The sequence below is a fragment of the Pseudomonas rustica genome (genome assembly GCF_049959085.1).
Lineage (GTDB): Bacteria > Pseudomonadota > Gammaproteobacteria > Pseudomonadales > Pseudomonadaceae > Aquipseudomonas > Aquipseudomonas rustica.
This window is the reverse complement of sequence record NZ_CP188200.1, coordinates 6,115,988-6,137,765: the sequence shown is the minus strand read 5'-3', so window position 1 is coordinate 6,137,765 and position 21,778 is coordinate 6,115,988. Positions and strand designations below refer to the sequence as shown.

Annotated in this window: 19 protein-coding genes; 8 read left to right on the top strand and 11 right to left on the bottom strand. The window is 58.8% G+C overall.

Annotated elements, in window-relative coordinates; all coding sequences use genetic code 11:
- Positions 1-98: 98 nt before the first annotated feature.
- Positions 99-1,277, top strand: coding sequence for an NAD(P)/FAD-dependent oxidoreductase (locus ACP3TY_RS27850; protein WP_159814763.1), 1,179 nt, complete (start codon positions 99-101; stop codon positions 1,275-1,277).
- 218 nt (positions 1,278-1,495) lie between these two features.
- Positions 1,496-3,688, top strand: coding sequence for a YccS family putative transporter (gene yccS / locus ACP3TY_RS27845; protein ID WP_159811845.1), 2,193 nt, complete (start codon positions 1,496-1,498; stop codon positions 3,686-3,688).
- A 114-nt stretch (positions 3,689-3,802) separates the two neighbouring features.
- Here yccS and ACP3TY_RS27840 read toward each other — a convergent pair whose 3' ends face one another.
- The gene (locus ACP3TY_RS27840; protein WP_053124610.1) at positions 3,803-4,540 is read right to left on the bottom strand and encodes a substrate-binding periplasmic protein; all 738 of its coding nucleotides are present in this window, start codon (positions 4,538-4,540) and stop codon (positions 3,803-3,805) included.
- 255 nt (positions 4,541-4,795) lie between these two features.
- Between ACP3TY_RS27840 and ACP3TY_RS27835 the strand changes: the two genes are divergently transcribed.
- Complete coding sequence (locus ACP3TY_RS27835) at positions 4,796-5,248, top strand: GNAT family N-acetyltransferase (protein ID WP_053124612.1); 453 nt, start codon at positions 4,796-4,798, stop codon at positions 5,246-5,248.
- A 315-nt stretch (positions 5,249-5,563) separates the two neighbouring features.
- Here ACP3TY_RS27835 and ACP3TY_RS27830 read toward each other — a convergent pair whose 3' ends face one another.
- From ACP3TY_RS27830 to ACP3TY_RS27820, 3 genes are read right to left on the bottom strand one after another with little or no spacing between them, the layout of a single operon-like run.
- A complete protein-coding gene (locus ACP3TY_RS27830) occupies positions 5,564-5,860 on the bottom strand; it encodes a winged helix-turn-helix domain-containing protein (RefSeq protein ID WP_016772794.1) in 297 nt (98 codons plus the stop codon).
- A gap of 50 nt (positions 5,861-5,910) precedes the next feature.
- A complete protein-coding gene (locus ACP3TY_RS27825) occupies positions 5,911-6,399 on the bottom strand; it encodes a M48 family metallopeptidase (protein ID WP_426618952.1) in 489 nt (162 codons plus the stop codon).
- 46 nt (positions 6,400-6,445) lie between these two features.
- Entirely contained in the window at positions 6,446-8,569 is a 2,124-nt protein-coding gene (locus tag ACP3TY_RS27820) for a putative bifunctional diguanylate cyclase/phosphodiesterase (RefSeq protein ID WP_053124617.1), read from the bottom strand.
- Positions 8,570-8,890: 321 nt separating this feature from the next.
- On the opposite strand from ACP3TY_RS27820, the gene ACP3TY_RS27815 reads away from it, so the two are divergent.
- Positions 8,891-9,559, top strand: coding sequence for a polysaccharide lyase family 7 protein (locus tag ACP3TY_RS27815; protein WP_053124619.1), 669 nt, complete (start codon positions 8,891-8,893; stop codon positions 9,557-9,559).
- Between the two features lie 264 nt (positions 9,560-9,823).
- On the opposite strand, the gene fba is transcribed toward ACP3TY_RS27815, so the two are convergent.
- The 6 genes from fba to tkt all read right to left on the bottom strand — a co-directional run bounded on the left by fba (position 9,824) and on the right by tkt (position 16,172).
- Complete coding sequence (fba, locus tag ACP3TY_RS27810) at positions 9,824-10,888, bottom strand: class II fructose-bisphosphate aldolase (protein WP_007913760.1); 1,065 nt, start codon at positions 10,886-10,888, stop codon at positions 9,824-9,826.
- 252 nt (positions 10,889-11,140) lie between these two features.
- Positions 11,141-11,473 carry an MliC family protein gene (locus ACP3TY_RS27805; protein WP_159811850.1) on the bottom strand — a complete coding sequence of 111 codons (333 nt, stop codon included), beginning with the start codon at positions 11,471-11,473 and terminating at the stop codon, positions 11,141-11,143.
- 57 nt (positions 11,474-11,530) lie between these two features.
- A complete protein-coding gene (locus ACP3TY_RS27800; protein ID WP_007913756.1) occupies positions 11,531-11,752 on the bottom strand; it encodes a hypothetical protein in 222 nt (73 codons plus the stop codon).
- Positions 11,753-11,786: 34 nt separating this feature from the next.
- Positions 11,787-12,950 (bottom strand): phosphoglycerate kinase, encoded by a 1,164-nt coding sequence (locus ACP3TY_RS27795; protein WP_008081033.1) that lies wholly within the window; start codon positions 12,948-12,950, stop codon positions 11,787-11,789.
- A gap of 12 nt (positions 12,951-12,962) precedes the next feature.
- Entirely contained in the window at positions 12,963-14,015 is a 1,053-nt protein-coding gene (gene epd / locus ACP3TY_RS27790; protein ID WP_053124623.1) for an erythrose-4-phosphate dehydrogenase, read from the bottom strand.
- 159 nt (positions 14,016-14,174) lie between these two features.
- A complete protein-coding gene (gene tkt, locus ACP3TY_RS27785) occupies positions 14,175-16,172 on the bottom strand; it encodes a transketolase (RefSeq protein ID WP_053124625.1) in 1,998 nt (665 codons plus the stop codon).
- 283 nt (positions 16,173-16,455) lie between these two features.
- On the opposite strand from tkt, the gene ACP3TY_RS27780 reads away from it, so the two are divergent.
- The 4 genes from ACP3TY_RS27780 to ACP3TY_RS27765 all read left to right on the top strand — a co-directional run bounded on the left by ACP3TY_RS27780 (position 16,456) and on the right by ACP3TY_RS27765 (position 21,069).
- On the top strand, positions 16,456-17,451 hold the full coding sequence (locus ACP3TY_RS27780) for an ArsR/SmtB family transcription factor (RefSeq protein ID WP_016987232.1): 996 nt from the start codon (positions 16,456-16,458) through the stop codon (positions 17,449-17,451).
- Between the two features lie 18 nt (positions 17,452-17,469).
- Positions 17,470-18,660, top strand: a complete 1,191-nt coding sequence (gene metK / locus ACP3TY_RS27775) for a methionine adenosyltransferase (protein ID WP_053124627.1) — start codon at positions 17,470-17,472, stop codon at positions 18,658-18,660.
- 248 nt (positions 18,661-18,908) lie between these two features.
- Positions 18,909-20,576 carry an NAD-dependent DNA ligase LigB gene (ligB, locus tag ACP3TY_RS27770; protein ID WP_426618946.1) on the top strand — a complete coding sequence of 556 codons (1,668 nt, stop codon included), beginning with the start codon at positions 18,909-18,911 and terminating at the stop codon, positions 20,574-20,576.
- Positions 20,577-20,673: 97 nt separating this feature from the next.
- Positions 20,674-21,069: a DUF1090 domain-containing protein gene (locus ACP3TY_RS27765; RefSeq protein ID WP_426618944.1), complete on the top strand. Its 396-nt coding sequence runs from the start codon at positions 20,674-20,676 to the stop codon at positions 21,067-21,069.
- A gap of 167 nt (positions 21,070-21,236) precedes the next feature.
- Here ACP3TY_RS27765 and ACP3TY_RS27760 read toward each other — a convergent pair whose 3' ends face one another.
- Positions 21,237-21,686, bottom strand: coding sequence for a c-type cytochrome (locus ACP3TY_RS27760; RefSeq protein ID WP_426618942.1), 450 nt, complete (start codon positions 21,684-21,686; stop codon positions 21,237-21,239).
- Positions 21,687-21,778 lie beyond the last annotated feature (92 nt).

The following is a 21,778-nucleotide window of genomic DNA, read 5'->3' as shown; positions in this document are numbered from 1 at the left end:
TCCCGTGACGCTCCGCGTCACATAACAACGGACGCAGAGCGTCCATGGCGGCATTCCCACGCAGAGCGTGGGAACGATCATTGTGTGAGGACACCGTTTTGCGCTCTACCGAAGTCGTGATCATTGGCGCTGGCGCCGCTGGGTTGATGTGTGCACTGACCGCCGCCGGGCGTGGGCGTCAGGTGTTGCTGCTCGACCATGCGAACAAGGCCGGCAAGAAAATCCTGATGTCGGGCGGTGGCCGCTGCAATTTCACCAACATGTACACCGAGCCGAGCAATTTCCTCTCGCAGAATGCGCACTTCTGCAAATCCGCACTGGCGCGTTACACCCAGTGGGATTTCATCGGCATGGTCGGCAAACACGCCGTGCCGTACCACGAGAAAAAACTCGGCCAGCTGTTCTGCGATAACAAATCCAGCGACATCCTCGAAATGCTCCTCACCGAGTGCGATCAGGCCGGTGTCGAGCTGCACCTCGACACGTCGATCCAGACCATTGAGAAAGTAGAGAGCGGTTACCTGCTCGACACCACCCTCGGCCAGGTTCAGTGCCAGTCGCTGGTGATCGCTACCGGCGGCCTGTCGATCCCGACGCTGGGCGCCACCGGTTTTGGTTATCAAGTGGCCAAGCAATTCGGCCACGAATTGCTGCCGACCCGCGCCGGCCTGGTGCCGTTCACCATCACCGATCAGCTCAAGGAGTTGTGCACCGAGCTGTCCGGGACGTCGGTGGATTGTCTGGTCAGCTGCAACGATCAGAGCTTTCGCGAAAACATCCTGTTCACTCACCGCGGCCTCAGCGGCCCGGCGATTTTGCAGATCTCGTCGTTCTGGGAATCGGGCGATACAGTGGAGATCAACCTGCTGCCGGATCACGACGCGGCGAGCTGGCTGCAACAGCAAGTGGCCGAGCGTCCGAACAGTGAATTGAAAACTTTGCTGGGTGAGATTTTCACCAAGAAGATGGCCAATCTGCTGGCGGATAACTGGTTTGTGTCCAAGCCGATGAAGCAGTACACCCACGCAGAACTGGCGGAAATCGCCGAGAAGCTGGGCAGTTGGAAAGTCGTGCCGGCGGGGACGGAAGGTTATCGCACGGCCGAAGTGACCCTCGGTGGCGTTGATACCCGCGAAGTGTCGTCCAAAACCATGGAATCGCTGAAAAGCCCCGGCCTGTATTTCATTGGCGAAGTGCTCGACGTCACCGGCCACTTGGGCGGCTTCAACTTCCAGTGGGCCTGGGCCTCCGGCTACGCCGCCGCGCAATACGCCTGACCGAAACAACACTCCCCCTGTAGGAGCTGCCGAAGGCTGCGATCTTTTGATCTCGATCTTAAAAAACAGGATCAAAAGATCGCAGCCTTCGGCAGCTCCTACAAGGGGTAGCGGGCGATCAAGGAACACTTTTTGCTGTCAGATGTGATCGCCGCCATTGCGTCGGCGTCATTACTGGCTCAATTTAGCGGCATCGCCTCGGAAGGCCTTCGCACTTCATGTCCTCGACCTCGTTTCGTCAGTCTTTGCGGCGCCTGTGGGCGCTGGATAAATTCAGCTACAGCGTGCGGGTGTTCATCGCCCTGACCGGCAGCATGGCGCTGTGTTGGTATCAGGATGAAATGGGCCTGTTGATCCCGTTGTTCCTCGGCATCATCGCCAGCGCCCTGGCCGAAACCGACGACAGTTGGCAGGGCCGCCTCAACGCCCTCGCCGTGACGCTGGTGTGTTTCAGCATCGCCGCGCTGTCGGTGGAATTGCTCTTCCCCTACCCCATCGTGTTTGCCATTGCCCTAGCGCTGGCGAGTTTCGGCCTGACCATGCTCGGTGCGCTCGGCGAGCGTTATGGGGCGATTGCTTCGGCGACATTAATCCTCTCCGTGTACACGATGATCGGCGTCGATCAACGCGGCGGCGCGGTCACCGATTTCTGGCACGAACCGATGCTGCTGGTCGCCGGCGCCGCGTGGTACGGCTTGCTCTCAGTGTTGTGGCAGGCGCTGTTTTCCAATCAACCGGTGCAGCAAAGTCTGGCGCGACTGTTCCGCGAACTGGGCTTTTACCTGAAACTGAAATCCTCGCTGTTCGAGCCGATTAGGCAGATGGACGTCGAAGCGCGACGCTTGGAACTGGCCCAGCAAAACGGTCGTGTGGTGGCGGCGCTGAACAGTGCCAAAGAAATCATCCTGCACCGGGTCGGCAACGGTCGCCCCGGCTCGAAAGTCAGCCGCTACTTGAAGCTGTACTTCCTCGCGCAGGACATCCACGAACGCGCCAGTTCTTCGCACTATCCGTACAACGCCCTCGCTGATGCGTTTTTCCACAGCGACGTGCTGTTCCGCTGCCAACGCCTGCTGCGCCAGCAAGGCAAAGCTTGCCGAGCACTGGCCGAGTCGATCCAGTTGCGTCAGCCGTTCATCTACGACGCCAGTTTCGCCGAAGCCCTCAGCGACCTCGACGCGTCCCTCGAACACCTGCGCATCCAGAGCAACCCGGCCTGGCGCGGGCTGCTGCGCTCGCTGCGCGCACTGGCGGCCAACCTCGGCACCCTCGACCGTTTACTTAGCGACGCGAGCAATCCCGATGCCTTGGCTGACGCGACTGATAGCAGCCTGCTCGACCGCTCACCACGCAATTTCAAAGACGTCTGGATTCGCCTGCGTACACAACTGACGCCGACGTCCTTGCTGTTCCGTCATGCCCTGCGACTGCCATTGGCACTGAGTATCGGCTACGGCATGGTGCATTTGATTCACCCGTCGCAAGGCTACTGGATCATTCTCACCACGCTGTTCGTCTGCCAGCCGAACTACGGCGCGACGCGGCGCAAACTCGGTCAGCGGATTTTCGGCACCGCCATCGGCCTGACCGTGGCGTGGGCGCTGTTCGATCTGTTCCCGAACCCGTTGGTGCAATCGTGTTTCGCCATCGCTGCCGGCGTGGTGTTCTTCACCAACCGCACCACCCGCTACACCTTGGCGACCGCCGCGATCACCATCATGGTGTTGTTCTGCTTCAATCAGGTCGGCGACGGTTACGGGCTGTTCCTGCCACGGCTGTTCGATACCTTGCTCGGCAGCTTGATTGCGGGGCTCGCGGTGTTCCTGTTCCTGCCGGACTGGCAGGGTCGACGCCTGAACAAAGTGCTGGCCAACACCCTGACCTGCAACAGCATCTATCTGCGGCAGATCATGCAGCAATACGCCGCAGGCAAAAGCGACGACCTCGCTTATCGTCTCGCTCGGCGCAATGCGCACAACGCCGATGCCGCGTTGTCGACGACGCTGGCGAACATGCTCATGGAGCCGGGGCATTTCAGGAAGGAAGCGGATGTCGGTTTCCGCTTTCTGGTGCTGTCGCACACCTTGTTGAGCTATCTGTCCGGCCTGGGCGCGCATCGCGAGACGCAGTTGCCAGCTGAGGTGCGCGAGCAGTTGATCGATGGCGCCGGAGTGAAACTGGCGGCGAGCATTGATGAAATCGCTCAAGGGCTGGCGAGTAAACAGCCGATTGCGATTCAGAGTGATGAAGAAGAAGCGCTGGCCAATGAGCTGGAGCAGATGGCCGATGAGATTGATGAAGGGCAGCGGTTGGTGCAGACGCAGTTGGCGTTGATTTGCCGGCAGTTGGGGCCGTTGCGCACTTTGGCGGCGCATCTGATCAAGGATACCAGTGAGGTTAGTGCTGGCTGACCAGACGCCTTCGCGAGCAGGCTCGCTCCCACAGGGGCACCGCATTCCAAATTGTGGGAGCGAGCCTGCTCGCGAAGAGGCCATCAGCAACAACACAACTCTGGGATCAGAAACTCACATCCCATGCTGCCTAAGCATCCGCTCATAACTCCCATCCGCCTTCATCGCCGCAATCGCCTTATCAAACCCCGCGACAATCTGCGCATGCTGCGGATTCTTCAGGCTGACCAAAATGTGCAGGCTGTTCTCACTCAACGGCTTGGGCAAAAACTCCACGGAGTTGCGCACCTTGGCTGATTCCCGCGCCAGGTAATACTTCGCCACGTACTCATCTTCCAGCGTCAACTTGACCCGATCCGCCGCGAGCATGCGCACGGCCATGGCGAAGTTATGCACAGGGACTTTTTGCAACGCCGTGTCGGCATCGAACGGCGCTGAATAGGCATAACCGCGCACCACCGCAATCGGATAGGTGTGCAGTTGTTGCAGATTGGAGTAGTCGAGCGGTGTGTCTTTGCGCTTGAGAAAGCGGATGCGGTTGAGCAGATATTCGCCGGAAAACTGCCCGAGTCTGGTGCGATCTTCGTTGTACCAAGCGTTGACCAACACGTCATAACGCCCTTCACCAACACCCATCAGCGCCCGTGCCCACGGCACTTGCTCGTAGCCGCTGGCATAACCGGCGCGGGCCAGCGCGGTGCTGACGATGTCGGTGGCCAGGCCGCCATTGACCAGCGTGTCGTCGGTAAAGGGCGGCCAGATATCAAACACCAGCCGCAGTTTGTCCGCTGCAGCGGTTTGAGCCAGCAGGAGCAGTCCGATCAACGCAAAGGCTCGATACACACGCGGCATGCTTGAAAATCCTTAGCGGGCGGGCTGCCCGGCCTGTTTTCAGTCAAAACCCCAAGGCCCCTTACCGGCAAAACCCAGGCACTAACAGTAGCTCAACGGAGCCAGTGCACAGCGCTCTCCAGCAGATTACACAAAGACGTGACGACCGCGAGAAAGGAATGATGGCATTTTGATCTTTGTCACAGACTCTTACGCCATGCAGACATCAAAGGCGTGGGCGCTTAGTATCCGGACACACGTTCAAGGAGTCGGCAAATGAATATCGAGTGGATCTGCAAACATCACAGCGATCTGGGCAAGGAGCAGCTGTACGCCATTTTGAAGCTGCGCTCGGAAGTGTTCGTGGTCGAACAGAAATGTGCCTACCTTGATCCCGATGGTCAGGATCTGGCCGGCGATACCTGCCATTTGATGGGTTGGGCCGATGATCAACTGGTCGCCTATCTGCGCCTGCTGGATCCGGAATCCCAGGGCGGTGACGTGGTGATTGGCCGCGTGCTGACCTCAACGGAGGGACGCGGTAAAGGCCTGGGCCACGAGATGCTGGAAGAGGCGTTGAAACAGGCTGAGAAGAACTGGCCAGCGATACCGATCTATCTGTCGGCGCAGGCGCATTTGCAGGGGTATTACGGCAAGTACGGGTTTGTGGTGGCGGGTGAGGAATATCTGGAGGATGACATTCCACATATTGGAATGCGTCGCTCCTGAATCAGCCCTCACCCTAGCCCTCTCCCAGAGGGAGAGGGAACTGACCGCGTTGTCTGGCGCTATACGCCGACCTGAAAAACCGCATCGATTATGGATTCAGAAGCACTCGTTCACGTCGGCGTACTTCTCTAATATCCCCCAATCAGTCCCCTCTCCCTCCGGGAGAGGGGACTGACCGCGTTGTCTGGCGCTATACGCCGACCTGAAAAACCGCATCGATTATGGATTCAGAAGCACTCGTTCACGTCGGCGTACTTCTCCAATATCCCCCAATCAGTCCCCTCTCCCTCCGGGAGAGGGTTAGGGTGAGGGGCTCTATGGATATTCCAATACAGCCTTGATCTGCCGCAAATTCCGCTCAATCCACCCCCGATCAATCGCCCCCCACTCGCGAATCCGATAACGCCCGGCATGGTTGCGTGCGCCCTCTTCCTGCTCGAATTCACAAATGATGTCCAGATCCGCCAACGCCGCGATCGTGTCCTGCGCCGTGCGCCGGGGCATGCCGGTCACTTCGGTCAGCGTCGGTACACTCGGCGCCAGACCGCTGTCGATCAGGTACGCCACGTATAGGCGGCGATAGAAACTGCTTTTGGTCTTGCTGACGTCCATGCATGGGCCCATTAATTGGAAAATCAAAAGATCGCAGCCTGCGGCAGCTCCTACAAATCCCGCCACGTCAGGTACACACGCAGATCAAACTCGATCTGGTGATACCCCGGCAGCATGTGCTCGCACAATTTATAAAACGCCTTGTTGTGATCCGACTCTTTGAAGTGCGCCAGTTCGTGCACGACGATCATTTTCAGAAACTCCGGCGCGGCGTCCTTGAACAACGAGGCGATACGAATTTCTTTCTTCGATTTGAGCTTGCCGCCCTGCACCCGCGACACCGTGGTGTGCAGACCGAGGGCGCGGTGGGTCAGGTCGAGGCGGTTGTCGAACAGCACCTTGTCGATGGCCGGGGCGTTGCGCAGGTATTCCTGCTTGAGATCCAGCGCGTAGCTGTACAACGCCTTGTCGCTCTGCACATCGTGCCGCCCCGGATAACGCTGGCTCAGGTAATCGCCCAAACGCCCTTCGGCGATCAGTTGGCGCACCTGATCCTGCAATTGCGCGGGATAGGCCTGGAGGTACTTCAACACAGTCATGGACGGGCGGCACGGTTCGAAAAAAAGGTGCGCCAGTGTAGCGAATTCAACCGGGCAGCGCGCTCCAGTCGAACGGCTCGGCAAAGCTGGCGGCGTCTTCGGCGATCAATGGCCGTGCGACAAGGAAACCTTGCACGTACTCGCAGCCATGCGCCTGCAGCCATTGGTATTGCTCGATGGTTTCGACCCCTTCGGCGATCACCAGCAAACCGTACTGTTTGCACAGGTTGATCACTGTGCTCACCAGCGAAGCGTCGCGTGCAGAGTCGGGTAATCGAGCGATGAGGTGGCGATCGAGTTTAAGCGTGTCCAGCTCCAGATCACGCAGATGCGCCAGCGAACACGGGCCAGAACCGAAATCATCCAGCGCCACCCGCACACCGAGATTGCGCAACAAGCGCAGTTGCTTGCGGGTTTCGTCAGGGTTTTGCATCAAGGCTTCTTCGGTGACTTCAACTTCCAGTTGCCGAGGCTGCAGCGCATGGCGCTCCATGACCTGACGCAATTCAGTGACCAGGTTCGGCATGCTGAACTGGGTGTTGCTCAAACTCACACCAAGCACCAGATCTTCAGCGAACAAGGTTTCCCAGGCTTTGCGTTGACCAGCGCCGCGATGATAAATCCAGCTGCCGAGCCGACTGATCAACCGCGCCTCTTCGAGCAACGGTAAAAACAGCCCTGGCGGAACATCGCCAACGCTCGGGTGCTGCCAGCGTAGCAGTGCTTCAAACCCACGGATCTGGCCAGTGTCGATGGCCACTTGCGGCTGATAAACCAGATTGAAATCACGGTTCTCGATGGCGGTACGCACGCTTTCTTCAAGCATCAAGCGCGAACGGGCGCGGCCATTCATTTCGTGATCATAGAAGCGATATTGCTGACGCCCCGCACGTTTGGCTTCGTACATGGCAATGTCCGAGGCGCGCAGTAATCCGTCGAGGTTTGAGCCGCAGTCCGGGAACGTCGCGATGCCGATACTGGCGCCGAGGGCGATATCCAGTCCTTCGATTTGCTGGCAGATGGAAACGCGCTCGATGAGTTTCTCGGCGATCTTTGCCGCTTGCTCAGGGAATTCCAGATCCAGCAGTGCGGTGAATTCGTCGCCGCCCATGCGCGCGAGGATATCGAACGGTCGCAGGCAAGCCTTCAACTGTTCAGAGACCCAACGCAATACGCGGTCGCCGGCATCGTGACCCAGCGAGTCGTTGACCCGTTTGAAGCCATCGAGATCCAGATACAGCAGCACCCAACTGCTGTCGCTGCGTTCCCCACGCAGCAGCAGGTTTTCAACGGTCTGGTAGAAACCTCGGCGATTGAGCAAACCGGTCAAAGGATCGGTAACCGCTTGGAATTCCAGTTGCTGATGAAGGTGACGTACGACCGACATGTCCAGCACGGTCACCACCATCGCGTGCTGCTCAGACGGCAGCGCAGCACATGAAAGTGCCACCGGCACCTGCTGACCCGGCGCGGTGCGTAATAAAGCGTCGTGCAGTCTTAGGGTTTCCCCGCGTTTGTAGCCGGCATAAAACTCGGAATCGGCCCACACGGGAATGTGCGGTTTCTGCAGGTAGTCGAGAAACTCCTTACCCTCCAGCTCCGTTACTGGCGCGTTGAGCAACCGAGAAATCGCCGGGTTGGCAAAACGGATCACGCCGTCCTCGCCCACCACCAAAATCCCTTCGGCAGCGTTATCCAATACCGAAGCATTAAAGGCTCGCGCCGCTTCCAGATCATGACTCAAACGCTGCAAGGCGCGACGGTTACGCTGGTGCTCCAGCAATGCCTGCACCTTGGGCTTGAGGATCTGTGGGTCGAACGGTTTGAACAGGTAATCCACTGCACCGCTGGCGTAACCCTTGATCACGGCATCCTGAGATTGCTCGTTGGCGGTGAGGAAAATAATTGGCGTAAGCCGCGTACGCTGACTGCCGCGCATCAGCCGCGCGACCTCGAAACCGTCCATGCCCGGCATCTGCACATCGAGCAGTACCAGATCGACGTCGTGTTCAAGCAACAGACTGAGCGCCTCGAAACCGGAGGCGGCGGTGATGACCTGCCAGTCCTGACGCTGCAGCAACGCGCGCATGCTGATCAGATTTTCAGGGTAATCATCAACAATCAATAGGACAGAGTTGCCTTCACCTGGCGGGGGTTGCGCGCATTCCATGCTGCTTCTCTTCTCGGGACTACAGGTCGGTTCCGGTAAAAACCGTACACATACTGAGCGTTCACTCTAGTCCGGGATCTGTAAAAGCAATAGCTGTCATCAGGCCATCATTTAACCAAACGTGCCATTTACCGACTAACGGTCACCGCTACAGCCCCCGGAATCCGGGAAAGATGGCATTTCGACAGGATGTTGACGTCAATCATCTGCCAAACGGGCGTTAACAAAAAACGCCTCTACGCTTATAAAGGCCGCCCCCAAAAGGCGCGGGCTAGAGCTTCTGGCACCCGCGTTCAGGATGAACTGAGTGGAAGAACTGACATGATCGATCTCGCAACCTGGAACCTCAGCGTTCCCGTCGGCAGTCCGCCGTACACCGTCGAAACCTCAAAACTGGTGAATGGCTTCAAAGATCAGTACTTCCATTCCGACACCGGCACTTTGTTCTTCTGGTCACCGGTGACCGGCTCTAAAACCGAAAACGCCATCTATCCGCGCACTGAACTGCGCGAGACCTACAGCAATGGCACGCTGCGAAACTGGTACTACCCGGATGCGGACAACCTGCTGCGCGCGACGGTCACGGTCAACAAAGTGCCGAGCTCGGGCAAAATCGTGATCGGCCAGATTCATGCGTATGAAAGCCAGCGGCCAATGGTGAAACTCGAATATCAGTACAAGACCAAGACTGAAACCGGCAATCTCGTGATCAAAGTGCGCATGCACCCGGATGACAAAGAAAGTCGCGTTATTACCCTGGCGACCGGGATCAAACTGGATAACGAATTCAACTACCTCATTCACCTGAGCCCGGGCGGCGCGCTAGGCGTGAGCGCGGCCGGTTATCAATGGGATTCCCAGATCAGCGCAACGTGGCGGAATAAACCGCTGTACTTCAAGGCCGGGGTTTACGTGCAAGACAACACCGGTTACACCAGCGAAGGCGGCCAGGTGACCTTCACCAAACTGGATATCGATCACGATAAATAACCCCCGTCCCTTGTGAGAGTTGGCCTGTCAACGTTGACGGCCTCGCAGACACCTCCTACCTGGCAGATCACATCCGATCCAACTGTAGGAGTGAGCCTGCTCGCGATGACGGACTAACATCCAACCTCCGTGCTGAATGACCCACCGCCATCGCGAGCAGGCTCACTCCTACAGGGGTTCAGCTATGCGTCACAGACTGCGTACAACCCACCCACAAAAAAACCCGCCTCTCGGCGGGTTTCTTTAACAGGTCAAACCAAACGCTTAGTTAACCTTAGCGTTCAACTCACCTTTCAGATAACGCTGATACATCGCTTCCAGCGAGATCGGCTTGATCTTCGAAGCATTGCCCGCAGTACCGAACGCTTCATAACGAGCGATACACACATCACGCATCGCAGTCACGGTCGCGCCGAAGAATTTACGTGGGTCGAATTCGCTCGGGTTGGTGGCCATCAGGCGACGCATGGCGCCGGTGGATGCCAGACGCAGGTCGGTGTCGATGTTGACCTTGCGCACGCCGTACTTGATGCCTTCGACGATTTCTTCAACCGGTACGCCGTAGGTTTCTTTGATGTCGCCGCCGTACTGGTTGATGATCGCCAGCCACTCTTGTGGCACCGACGAGGAACCGTGCATCACCAGGTGGGTGTTCGGGATGCGTTTGTGGATTTCCTTGATACGGTCGATCGCCAGCACGTCGCCAGTAGGTGGCTTGGTGAACTTGTAGGCGCCGTGGCTGGTGCCGATGGCGATGGCCAGGGCATCGACCTGGGTGCGTTTGACGAAGTCAGCGGCTTCTTCCGGGTCGGTCAGCATTTGGCTGTGATCCAGAACGCCTTCGGCGCCGATGCCGTCTTCTTCACCGGCCATGCCGGTTTCCAGCGAACCCAGGCAGCCCAGCTCGCCTTCTACCGAAACGCCGCAGGCGTGAGCCATGGCCACGGTTTGTTGGGTAACGCGGACGTTGTAGTCGTAGTCGGTCGGGGTCTTGCCGTCTTCGCCCAGCGAGCCGTCCATCATTACCGAGCTGAAGCCCAGCTGGATCGAGCGCTGGCAGACGTCAGGGCTGGTGCCGTGATCCTGGTGCATGCACACCGGGATGTGCGGGAACTCTTCGATCGCGGCCAGGATCAGGTGACGCAGGAATGGCGCGCCGGCGTATTTGCGAGCGCCGGCCGAAGCCTGAACGATCACCGGGGAGTCAGTCTTGTCAGCGGCTTCCATGATGGCGCGCATCTGCTCAAGGTTGTTGACGTTGAAAGCTGGAACGCCGTAGCCGAATTCGGCTGCGTGGTCCAACATCTGGCGCATGCTGATAAGTGCCATTGTGTGTGTCTCTCCCGGTTGAGGGTCGTTAATCGTGCCAGCCTGCCGGAGCGGCGACGGCTATTCAAGTGATTGCAGATCGGGGGTTGAGGCCCGGTCTGGTGATTCGATAAAGCCAATTCTTCAGAACTGCGCAGAACCCTTGTAGGAGTGAGCCTGCTCGCGATAGCCATCTTGCAGTCAATATTGCAGCGACTGTCATACCGCTATCGCGAGCAGGCTCACTCCTACAATGGGCCTGCGGTGTTGCAATTACTCGGCTTTGCAGCCGCGGCCGATCAGGTCATTGGTGGCGACCCAGTACACCAGGCCTTCCTCTCCCTTGACGTGAAACGCCAGCATGCCGTCGCTGTACAGCGTGCCCGAAGCGCCCGGCTCTTCTTTCAGGCGATAGACCTGATCACCGCCACCCAGTCGGACGTCGACTTCCTTCTTGTCGGCATCGGCGTAGCGCCACAGCACTTTGGCCTGGCTGTCGCAGGTCCAGGTCGTCCAGTTATCCGCCGGGGCAGACGACTGGAACAGGTTCAACTGCGCGCAACCGCCCAACAATGCCAACGCCGCAATGGCGATCAAGCCTTTCATCCGTGTTCCTCGACTGACGGCGCACGCCGCCAGCCCTGAGTTAAAGAGTCAGACCCGTCAAGGACAACCATGTTCCTTGGCCGGGGTTTGCGTCTCGTATTTGTCCAGACCGTCCGGCCCCGAGCGCTTGTTCAGCACAGGGTTGGTTTCGGCCTGCCAGTCGGCCTGATAACAGCCCTTCTGCGACTCGCTCGGCGCCGGCGTGGCTTCGGCCTTCGGGTTACTCCCGCAGGCCGCCAGCGTACCGGTCAGCAACAACAGTGCTAACGACTTGACCATGTGAACACTCCTTTGCCTGGCCAAACGGGCGGCCTCAGGCCTTGGCCCGGCTTTCCAGGACTTCAACGGCTGGCAGCACTTTGCCCTCGACGAATTCGAGGAACGCGCCACCACCGGTGGAAATGTAGGAGATTTGCTCAGCCACGCCATATTTATCGATGGCGGCCAGGGTGTCGCCACCGCCAGCAATGGAAAACGCCGAGCTCTCAGCGATGGCCTGGGCCAGCACTTTGGTGCCGTTGCCGAACTGGTCGAATTCAAACACGCCGACCGGGCCGTTCCACAGAATGGTTTTCGACGATTTCAGCAGTTCAGCGAAGTTGGCTGCGGTTTGCGGGCCGATGTCCAGAATCATGTCGTCAGCAGCGACGTCAGCGATCAGCTTGACGGTGGCTTCTGCGGTTTCGGCGAATTCTTTGGCAACCACGACGTCAACCGGCAATGGCACGCTGACTTTGGCGGCGATGGCGCGTGCGGTGTCGAGCAGATCCGGTTCGTACAGCGACTTGCCCACCGGGTGGCCAGCGGCCGCGAGGAAGGTGTTGGCGATGCCGCCGCCGACGATCAGCTGATTGCAGATCTGGCTCAGGCTATTCAGCACGTCGAGTTTGGTCGACACCTTGGAGCCGGCAACGATAGCCGCCATCGGCTGAGCCGGTGCGCCCAGGGCTTTGCCCAGTGCGTCCAGTTCAGCGGCCAGCAACGGGCCAGCAGCGGCGACTTTGGCGAACTTGGCCACGCCGTGGGTCGAACCTTCGGCGCGGTGAGCGGTGCCGAACGCGTCCATCACGAACACGTCGCACAGGGCGGCGTATTGCTGGGCCAGTTCGTCAGCGTTCTTTTTCTCGCCTTTGTTGAAGCGCACGTTTTCGAACAGCACGATGTCGCCGGCCTTGACGTCAACGCCACCGAGGTAATCAGCCACCAGCGGCACTTCACGGCCCAGCGCTTTGCTCAAGTAGTCAGCGACAGGCTTGAGGCTGTTCTCGGCGGAGAACTCGCCTTCGGTCGGACGGCCAAGGTGCGAGCAGACCATCACGGCCGCGCCTTTTTCCAGGGCCAGCTTGATGGTCGGCAGCGAAGCCAGGATACGCGCATCGCTGGTGACAACACCGTCCTTGACTGGGACGTTGAGGTCTTCGCGGATCAATACGCGCTTACCTTGCAGATCGAGGTCGGACATCTTCAACACGGTCATGGGTCGCACTTCCTACGGTTTTTTTGAAATGGCTGTTTGCAGATAGTGTTCTGCAACGTCCAGCATTCGGTTGGCAAAACCCCATTCGTTGTCGAACCAGGCCAGGATGTTCACCAGTTTTGGGCCGGAAACACGGGTCTGACTGGCATCGACGATGGCCGAATGTGGGTCATGGTTGAAATCACAGCTGGCGTGCGGCAACTCGGTATACGCCAGCAGGCCTTTGAGCGGGCCACTGGTGGCGGCCTCGCGCAGGATCCGGTTGACCTCATTGGCGTCGGTCGCGGTGGCGGTCTGCATCGTGATGTCGAGGCAGGACACGTTGACCGTCGGCACGCGTACGGCTTTGGCTTGAATTCGCCCGGCAAGTTCCGGCAGCAGACGCTCGATCCCGCGCGCCAGACCAGTGGACACCGGGATCACCGACTGGAACGCCGAGCGCGTGCGGCGCAGGTCTTCGTGGTGATAGGCGTCGATCACTGGCTGATCGTTCATCGCCGAGTGAATGGTGGTGATCGACACGTAATCGAGGCCGATGGCCTTGTCGAGCAGACGCAACAGCGGCACGCCGCAGTTGGTGGTGCAGGAGGCGTTGGACACCAGCAGTTCGTCGCCGGTCAGGCAATCCTGATTGACGCCGTAAACGATGGTGGCGTCGACATCCGCCTCGCTGGCCATCGGCTGCGAGAACAACACGCGCGGCGCACCAGCGTCGAGAAAGCGCTGACCGTCTTCGCGGGTGTTGTAGGCACCGGAACACTCAAGCACCAGATCGACGCCGAGCGAGGCCCAATCGATACCTTCGGGGGTGGCACTGCGCAGAACCTTCACGCAGTCGCCATTAATATAGAGACAATCGCCTTCTACTCGCACCTCACCGGGAAAACGGCCGTGGGTGGAGTCGAAGCGTGTCAGGTATTCGATGCTGGCCATGTCCGCCAGATCGTTGATCGCGACAATTTCAAACCCGGCTTTCTCGCCTCGCTCAAACAACGCACGCAAGACGCAACGACCAATCCGGCCGTAGCCGTTGAGTGCAACTTTGTAAGGACGCGGTTGAGGCATGGGGTTCTCGATAGTATTCGCTACAACACAACCCATGTAGGAGCTGCCGAAGGCTGCGATCTTTTGATCCTGTTTTTTTTAGATCAAGATCAAAAGATCGCAACCTCCGGCAACTCCTACAGGGGAATGCGGTGGCTGGGGCCACCGCATTCGTACTGCTTAGTCTTCCAGCAGTTCTTCAGCCTGACCCAGGATGTTTTCCAGGGTGAAGCCGAACTCTTCGAACAGTGCCGAAGCCGGAGCCGATTCGCCGTAAGTGGTCATGCCGATCACGCGACCTTCCAGACCCACGTACTTGAACCAGAAATCGGCGTGCGCCGCTTCGATCGCGATACGTGCGCCAACCTGCAACGGCAGCACATCCTGCTTGTAGCCAGCGTCCTGAGCGTCGAACACGCTGGTGCACGGCATCGAAACAACGCGCACCTTGCGGCCCTGTTCGGTCAGCTTGTCGTAAGCCTGAACCGCCAGACCCACTTCCGAACCGGTCGAAATCAGGATCAGCTCAGGCTCGCCTGCGCAGTCCTTCAGTACATAACCGCCACGGCTGATGGCGGCAATCTGGCCAGCATCGCGTTCCTGGTGTTGCAGGTTCTGACGCGAGAAGATCAGCGCCGAAGGGCCGTCCTTGCGCTCCAAAGCGTTTTTCCAGGCCACCGCCGATTCAACGGCATCGGCTGGACGCCAGGTGTCGAGGTTCGGTGTAGTACGCAGGCTGGTCAGTTGCTCGATCGGCTGGTGCGTCGGGCCGTCTTCGCCCAGACCGATGGAGTCGTGGGTGTAGACGTGGATGACTTGCTTCTTCATCAGCGCGGACATGCGCACGGCGTTGCGGGCGTATTCCATGAACATCAGGAAGGTCGCGCCGTAAGGCACCAGACCGCCGTGCAGGGTCACGCCGTTCATGATCGCGGTCATGCCGAATTCGCGCACGCCGTAGTACATGTAGTTGCCGCTGGCATCTTCAGCGCTGACGCCTTTGCAACCTTTCCACAGGGTCAGGTTGGAACCGGCGAGGTCAGCGGAGCCGCCAAGCAGTTCCGGCAGCAATGGGCCGAACGCGTTCAGGGTGTTCTGGCTGGCTTTACGGCTGGCGATGGTTTCGCCCTTGGCCGCGACTTCAGCGATGTAGGCCGAAGCTTTTTCGGAGAAGTCAGCCGGCAGCTCACCGCTCAAGCGACGGATCAGTTCGTTGGCTTCGGTCGGGAACGCGGCGGAGTAAGCAGCGAAACGCTGATCCCACTCGGCTTCGGCCGCGCGACCTTTTTCCTTGGCATCCCACTCGGCATAGATGTCGGCCGGGATTTCGAACGGGCCGTAGTTCCAGTTCAGCGCCTTGCGGGTCAGAGCGATTTCCGCGTCACCCAATGGGGCGCCGTGGCAGTCTTCTTTGCCCTGCTTGTTCGGCGAACCGAAACCGATGGTGGTCTTGCAGCAGATCAGGGTCGGCTGCGCGCTCTTGCGCGCGGTTTCGATGGCAGTCTTGATCTCTTCCGGGTCGTGACCGTCAACGTTGCGGATCACTTGCCAGTTGTAGGCTTCGAAACGCTTCGGGGTGTCATCGGTGAACCAGCCTTCGACTTCGCCGTCGATGGAGATGCCGTTGTCATCGTAGAAAGCGATCAGCTTGCCCAGACCCAACGTACCGGCCAGGGAAGCGACTTCGTGGGAAATGCCTTCCATCATGCAGCCATCACCCAGGAACACATAGGTGTGGTGGTCGACGATGTCGTGGCCAGGACGATTGAACTGCGCGCCCAGGACTTTTTCAGCCAGGGCGAAACCGACGGCGTTGGCCAGACCCTGACCCAACGGACCAGTGGTGGTTTCAACGCCCGGGGTGTAACCGAATTCCGGGTGGCCCGGGGTGCGGCTGTGCAATTGACGGAACTGCTTGAGGTCGTCGATCGACAGGTCGTAACCGGTCAGGTGCAGCAGCGAGTAGATCAACATCGAGCCGTGGCCGTTGGACAGCACGAAGCGGTCACGGTCGGCGAACGATGGATTGCTCGGGTTGTGCTTGAGGTAGTCGCGCCAAAGCACTTCGGCGATATCTGCCATACCCATAGGTGCACCGGGATGGCCGCTGTTGGCTTTTTGCACGGCATCCATGCTGAGGGCACGAATGGCGTTGGCACGCTCACGACGGCTAGGCATCGCTGATCTCCTGGGGTTCTGAAACTAAGGGTGAATAATCGGAACGGAAAAAAGGCGAGCATTTTCCCTCACCGGGACGCCTCGGGGCAATGATAGATAGTCATCGGCAGGCGTTTTTCCCATGCTTAACGGCGGTTTCGGCTGGTGAAACCTTTCCGCTGTTCGTTTGTAGAGTGAACCGCTTGGTTAGAAGTGCAATAAAAAGCGCCATTGATCGAGCAATATCAAAACTTTTTGATATTGCTCTTGCGAGGAATTCTCACCGTCACTAGACTGCGGCCCTATGAATTTACGCGTGCCTTCCATTCGCCATGACGATTGCGACGAGCTGGCGGCCCTGTGCAAGGCCGGCGGCGATCCGTTGCGGCTGAATGTATTGCGCGCGCTGGCCAACGACTCGTTCGGTGTACTGGAGCTGGCGCAGATTTTCGGCATCGGTCAGTCCGGCATGAGTCATCACCTTAAAGTGTTGGCGCAGGCCGATCTGGTGGCAACGCGCCGCGAAGGCAACGCGATTTTTTATCGCCGCGCCCTGCCCCACACCGAATTGCTTGGCGGCAAATTGCACGCGGCATTGTTAGAAGAAGTCGACAATCTCGATCTGCCTGACGACGTGCAAGCGCGGATCGAACAGGTGCACGGCCAACGGGCCGCGGCCAGTCAGGACTTTTTCGCCCGGGTCGCGGAGAAATTTCGCGCCCAGCAAGACTTGATCGCCGGCCTGCCGCAGTACCGCGACAGCGTGCTGGCCCTGCTCGACAAACTGAACTTCAATGGTGCGGCCACGGCCATTGAAGTCGGCCCCGGCGATGGTGCTTTTCTGCCGGAACTGGCGCGTCGCTTCGGCACTGTAACCGCGCTGGACAACAGCCCGGCGATGCTCGAACTGGCGCGTCAGGTTTGCGAACGTGAACAGCTGGCTAACGTCAGCCTGCAATTGGCCGATGCATTGAACGGCACAAGCCTTCAGGCCGATTGCGTTGTACTGAATATGGTCTTGCACCATTTCGCCGCGCCGGCCGATGCGCTCAAGCACATGGCCGACCTGCTGCAACCGGGCGGTAGTCTGCTCGTGACAGAGTTATGTAGCCACAACCAGAGTTGGGCCAGGGAGGCCTGCGGTGATCTATGGTTGGGGTTTGAACAGGACGATTTGGCCCGTTGGGCCACCGCTGCGGGACTCGTTCCCGGGGAAAGCCTCTATGTAGGCTTACGTAATGGTTTCCAGATCCAGGTTCGCCACTTTCAGCGACCGGCTGGCGACACTCACCATCGGTAAATTCAGGAAAACATCGAGATGAGCGAATACTCCCTCTTCACCTCCGAGTCCGTGTCTGAAGGACATCCGGACAAAATCGCCGACCAGATTTCCGATGCGGTGCTGGACGCCATCATTACCCAGGACAAACACGCACGCGTTGCCGTGGAAACTCTGGTCAAGACTGGCGTGGCCATCGTTGCCGGTGAAGTGACCACCAGCGCCTGGGTCGATCTGGAAGAGATCGTGCGTAACGTGATTCTCGACATCGGCTATGACAGCTCCGACGTCGGCTTCGACGGCGCGACCTGCGGCGTGATGAACATCATCGGCAAGCAGTCCCCAGACATCAACCAAGGTGTTGACCGTGCCAAGCCTGAAGATCAGGGTGCCGGCGACCAGGGCCTGATGTTCGGCTACGCCAGCAACGAAACCGACGTTTTGATGCCAGCACCGATCACCTTCTCGCACCAGTTGGTACAGCGCCAGGCTGAAGCCCGTAAATCGGGTCTGCTGCCTTGGCTGCGCCCGGACGCCAAGTCGCAAGTGACTTGCCGTTACGAAGGCGGCAAGGTTGTCGGTATCGACGCGGTTGTTCTGTCGACCCAGCACAACCCTGAAGTGTCGTACAAAGACCTGCGCGAAGGCGTGATGGAGCTGATCGTCAAGCACGTGCTGCCTGCCGAACTGCTGAGCAAAGACACCCAGTTCCACATCAACCCGACCGGCCAGTTCATCATTGGCGGCCCGGTAGGTGACTGCGGTCTGACCGGTCGCAAGATCATCGTCGACAGCTACGGCGGCATGGCCCGTCACGGCGGCGGCGCGTTCTCCGGTAAAGATCCATCGAAGGTTGACCGTTCGGCTGCCTACGCTGGCCGTTACGTTGCCAAGAACATCGTCGCTGCCGGCCTGGCCGAGCGTTGCGAGATTCAGGTTTCCTACGCGATCGGCGTGGCTCAGCCTACTTCGATCTCGCTGAACACCTTCGGTACCGGCAAGATCAGCGACGACAAGATCGTCAAACTGGTGCGTGAAGTGTTCGACCTGCGTCCATACGCAATCACCACCATGCTCGACCTGCTGCACCCGATGTACCAGGAAACTGCAGCGTACGGCCACTTCGGTCGCACGCCAGAGACCAAGACCGTTGGCGAAGACACCTTCACCACGTTCACTTGGGAAAAAACCGACCGCGCCGACGCCCTGCGCGCTGCTGCTGGTCTGTAAGACTCCCGACTGTACAAAAAGCCCCGCACGGTTCGCGCCGTGCGGGGCTTTTTTTGTGCCTTGAAGATCAAAAGATCGCAGCCTTCGGCAGCTCCTACATTGATCAGGGTAGGAGCTGCCGAAGGCTCGGGCCGCGTTCGGACGATCTTTTGATCTTCCACCATTGAAACACCCCGAAAAACACCCGCCCGACCTTGCTCAAAATCCTGACTAATCTTCAGAAACCCCCATGAGCAAGGACGCTCACGATGCATTGGTTTTTGTTTGTTTTGCTGCACCTCATCTGCCTGACTGGCTACGCCTCTCAATGCCCGGACTGGGCGCCCACCCAAGCCCAACGCGAAATCACCACCCTGCAAAAACAGATCAACCAATGGGACGACGCCTACCACCGCGAAGGCCGTTCACTGATTGCCGACGAACTCTACGACCAATCCGTTGCGCAACTGAACGAATGGCGGGCGTGTTTCAACCTGCCCTCGCCGCCCGATCCCTTGCGCACAGCCTCAGGCTCGGTTGCACACCCCATCGCCCATACCGGTCTGGATAAAATCCACAAAGATGAGGCCGTGGGTGCATGGCTACATGATCGCAAGGATGTCTGGGTTCAACCCAAAGTCGACGGTGTCGCCGTGACGCTGATTTATCGCGCGGGCGTTTTGCAACAAGCCATCAGCCGTGGCGACGGGGTTAGCGGGCAGGACTGGACAGCCTCAGCACAAAAGATCGGTGCCATCCCGCAACGCCTGTCACAACCCTTGGATTTGCTGGTGCAGGGCGAACTCTACTGGCGCTTGAACCAGCACGTGCAAGTTCGATCCGGCAGCGTTAACGCGCGCGCCACCGTCGCCGGCATGATGGGGCGAAAATCCTTGGATGCCGAGCAAGCTTCCGGGGTTGGATTGTTCGTTTGGGACTGGCCCCAAGGCCCAGCGCAATTGCCCGAACGAATCGCCACGTTGGCGTCGCTGGGTTTCGCCACAATTGAACCGTACAGCCACCCCGTCACCGATTTTGCTGCAGCGCAGAAATGGCGCGATCACTGGTATCGCTCGCCCCTGCCCTTTGCCACTGACGGCGTGGTATTGCGCCAGAGCCAACGACCACCCGCCGAGCGCTGGCAGGTGCGCGCTCCCTATTGGGCAATTGCCTGGAAATATCCTTTTGCTCAAGCGCTGGCCGAAGTACGCAAGGTCAATTTCAAGATCGGGCGCACCGGGCGCATCACGCCGGTGCTCGAACTCAAACCCGTCATGCTCGATGACCGCGAAATCAAACGGGTCAGCGCCAGCTCATTCAAACGCTGGCAAGACCTGGACATTCGCCCCGGCGATCAAGTGGCAATCAGCCTCGCCGGCCTGACGATTCCACGGCTCGATAGCGTTGTGCTGCGCGCCACCAAACGCGCAGATATGAACATTCCCGTCGCCGATGACTTCCACGCGCTGAGCTGCTGGCAACCCACCCCCGGTTGCGAGAGCCAGTTTCTTGCGCGCTTGACCTGGCTCAGTGGCAAGCAAGGATTGGCGATGCAGAATGTCGGGCGCGGCACCTGGGAGAAACTTCTCGAAACACGCCGCGTGAACAACCTGCTGGATTGGTTAACCCTCGACGCGCCAGAGCTTGCTAACATTACCGGCTTCGGCGAGCGCAGCAGCGCGCGTTTGCTCAACAGTTTTAACAGCGCGCGCCAACGGCCGTTCGCTCAATGGCTGAAAGCTTTGGGCATGCCGCCAACCGGTCAGGCACAACTGCCTGACTCGTGGCAGGCGCTGGCACAACGTGACACCGAACAATGGCAGGCAGAAGCCGGTATCGGCCCGGGACGCGCGGCGCAATTGAGCGCATTCTTTCGCGACCCGCAAGTGCTGGCTCTGAGTGAAACCTTACAGGCCGCCGCAATCGACGGTTTCTGAACACGCAACCCCCGCAAGCCGGGAACCCAACGGCCGGCAAAGCGCTCCAACAGCGCAGTGCCCTACCGACCCGATTGCCTTTGCACATGGAGCTTTTATGAAATTTCTCGCACCGCTCGCCCTGCTGACCCTTTGCGGCGTAATGGTCGCCCCCGTGATGGCTGACGAAGACGCCCCGGGCCTGACCGGTTGCGCTGCTAAAAAGCAGGGCATCATGAACCAGATCGAACAAGCCAAATCCCGTGGCAATGCCGATCAGCAGGCCGGTCTGGAAACTGCACTGAATGAAGTGACCAAGAACTGCACCGACGCTGGCCTGAAAAAAGAGCGCGAAAATAAAGTGCTCGAAGCCAAACACGAAGTGAGCCAGCGCCAGGCTGATCTCGACAAGGCGATGAAGAAAGGCGATCCGGAAAAGATCAACAAGCGCAAAGACAAACTCGCCGAGTCGCGCAAAGAACTGCAAGACGCGCTGGATGAAATCGATAAGTAATTGATGGCCTTGTGGCGAGGGGATTTATCCCTGTTCGGCGGCGAAGCCGTCGCAAATCCGGCTGGCCGGGTCTGACTGAAAAAACTCGGCTGTATGGTTTTGGGGCTGCTTCGCAGCCCAACGGGGATAAATCCCCTCGCCACAGAATTACTCAGCAGTTTTGAAGATCAATGATCCCGAAACTGTTTATGGCAAGCGCTGCAGGCGTCTTCAACCTTCTGCACCGCAGGCCCGAGGTTGCTGGCCTTATACGGCTGAACCTGACTGGCGACCACCAATTCACCGGTGGCCGCTTCCAGCTTGCGGGCCATGTCCTGAAACTGCGCCTGTTTTTGCCAGACATCGTCCTTGGCGCTGGTGTGATCTTCTTCGCGCACCTGCGTGAAATGCTTCCACGGCTCATGGGACAGCGCATCGAGTTTGACCGCGCCTTCGGCAAATTTCGGCCCGTCGAACGGAATGCGTCCGCGCAACATGCCACCGAGGTCTTCGCCGGTTTTGAGCATTTGTTTGAAGATTGCCTTGCGTTGACCCAGTGGAGAGTTCGGATCGACACCGCCACAGGCGGACAAGGTCAGACAGGCCAGCAATACAACAGAAAGTCTTTTAAGAGTCATGGTGGCTTCAGGTCACGGAATCGGCGGCCAGTATCCCCGCGTCACCGACAAACACCAATAGCCCTATTAAAATTAAGGGTTGTCTGAACGCA

Coding starts and splice junctions, on each gene's coding strand:
- ACP3TY_RS27780 (WP_016987232.1), top strand. CDS start 16,456: ATGAATTTACGCGTGCCTTCCATTCGCCATGACGATTGCGACGAGCTG.
- ACP3TY_RS27840 (WP_053124610.1), bottom strand. CDS start 4,540: ATGCCGCGTGTGTATCGAGCCTTTGCGTTGATCGGACTGCTCCTGCTG.
- ACP3TY_RS27835 (WP_053124612.1), top strand. CDS start 4,796: ATGAATATCGAGTGGATCTGCAAACATCACAGCGATCTGGGCAAGGAG.
- ACP3TY_RS27825 (WP_426618952.1), bottom strand. CDS start 6,399: ATGACTGTGTTGAAGTACCTCCAGGCCTATCCCGCGCAATTGCAGGAT.
- ACP3TY_RS27765 (WP_426618944.1), top strand. CDS start 20,674: ATGAAATTTCTCGCACCGCTCGCCCTGCTGACCCTTTGCGGCGTAATG.
- tkt (WP_053124625.1), bottom strand. CDS start 16,172: ATGCCTAGCCGTCGTGAGCGTGCCAACGCCATTCGTGCCCTCAGCATG.
- ACP3TY_RS27805 (WP_159811850.1), bottom strand. CDS start 11,473: ATGAAAGGCTTGATCGCCATTGCGGCGTTGGCATTGTTGGGCGGTTGC.
- ligB (WP_426618946.1), top strand. CDS start 18,909: ATGCATTGGTTTTTGTTTGTTTTGCTGCACCTCATCTGCCTGACTGGC.
- epd (WP_053124623.1), bottom strand. CDS start 14,015: ATGCCTCAACCGCGTCCTTACAAAGTTGCACTCAACGGCTACGGCCGG.
- ACP3TY_RS27830 (WP_016772794.1), bottom strand. CDS start 5,860: ATGGACGTCAGCAAGACCAAAAGCAGTTTCTATCGCCGCCTATACGTG.
- ACP3TY_RS27800 (WP_007913756.1), bottom strand. CDS start 11,752: ATGGTCAAGTCGTTAGCACTGTTGTTGCTGACCGGTACGCTGGCGGCC.
- ACP3TY_RS27760 (WP_426618942.1), bottom strand. CDS start 21,686: ATGACTCTTAAAAGACTTTCTGTTGTATTGCTGGCCTGTCTGACCTTG.
- ACP3TY_RS27820 (WP_053124617.1), bottom strand. CDS start 8,569: ATGGAATGCGCGCAACCCCCGCCAGGTGAAGGCAACTCTGTCCTATTG.
- metK (WP_053124627.1), top strand. CDS start 17,470: ATGAGCGAATACTCCCTCTTCACCTCCGAGTCCGTGTCTGAAGGACAT.
- ACP3TY_RS27795 (WP_008081033.1), bottom strand. CDS start 12,950: ATGACCGTGTTGAAGATGTCCGACCTCGATCTGCAAGGTAAGCGCGTA.
- fba (WP_007913760.1), bottom strand. CDS start 10,888: ATGGCACTTATCAGCATGCGCCAGATGTTGGACCACGCAGCCGAATTC.
- yccS (WP_159811845.1), top strand. CDS start 1,496: ATGTCCTCGACCTCGTTTCGTCAGTCTTTGCGGCGCCTGTGGGCGCTG.
- ACP3TY_RS27815 (WP_053124619.1), top strand. CDS start 8,891: ATGATCGATCTCGCAACCTGGAACCTCAGCGTTCCCGTCGGCAGTCCG.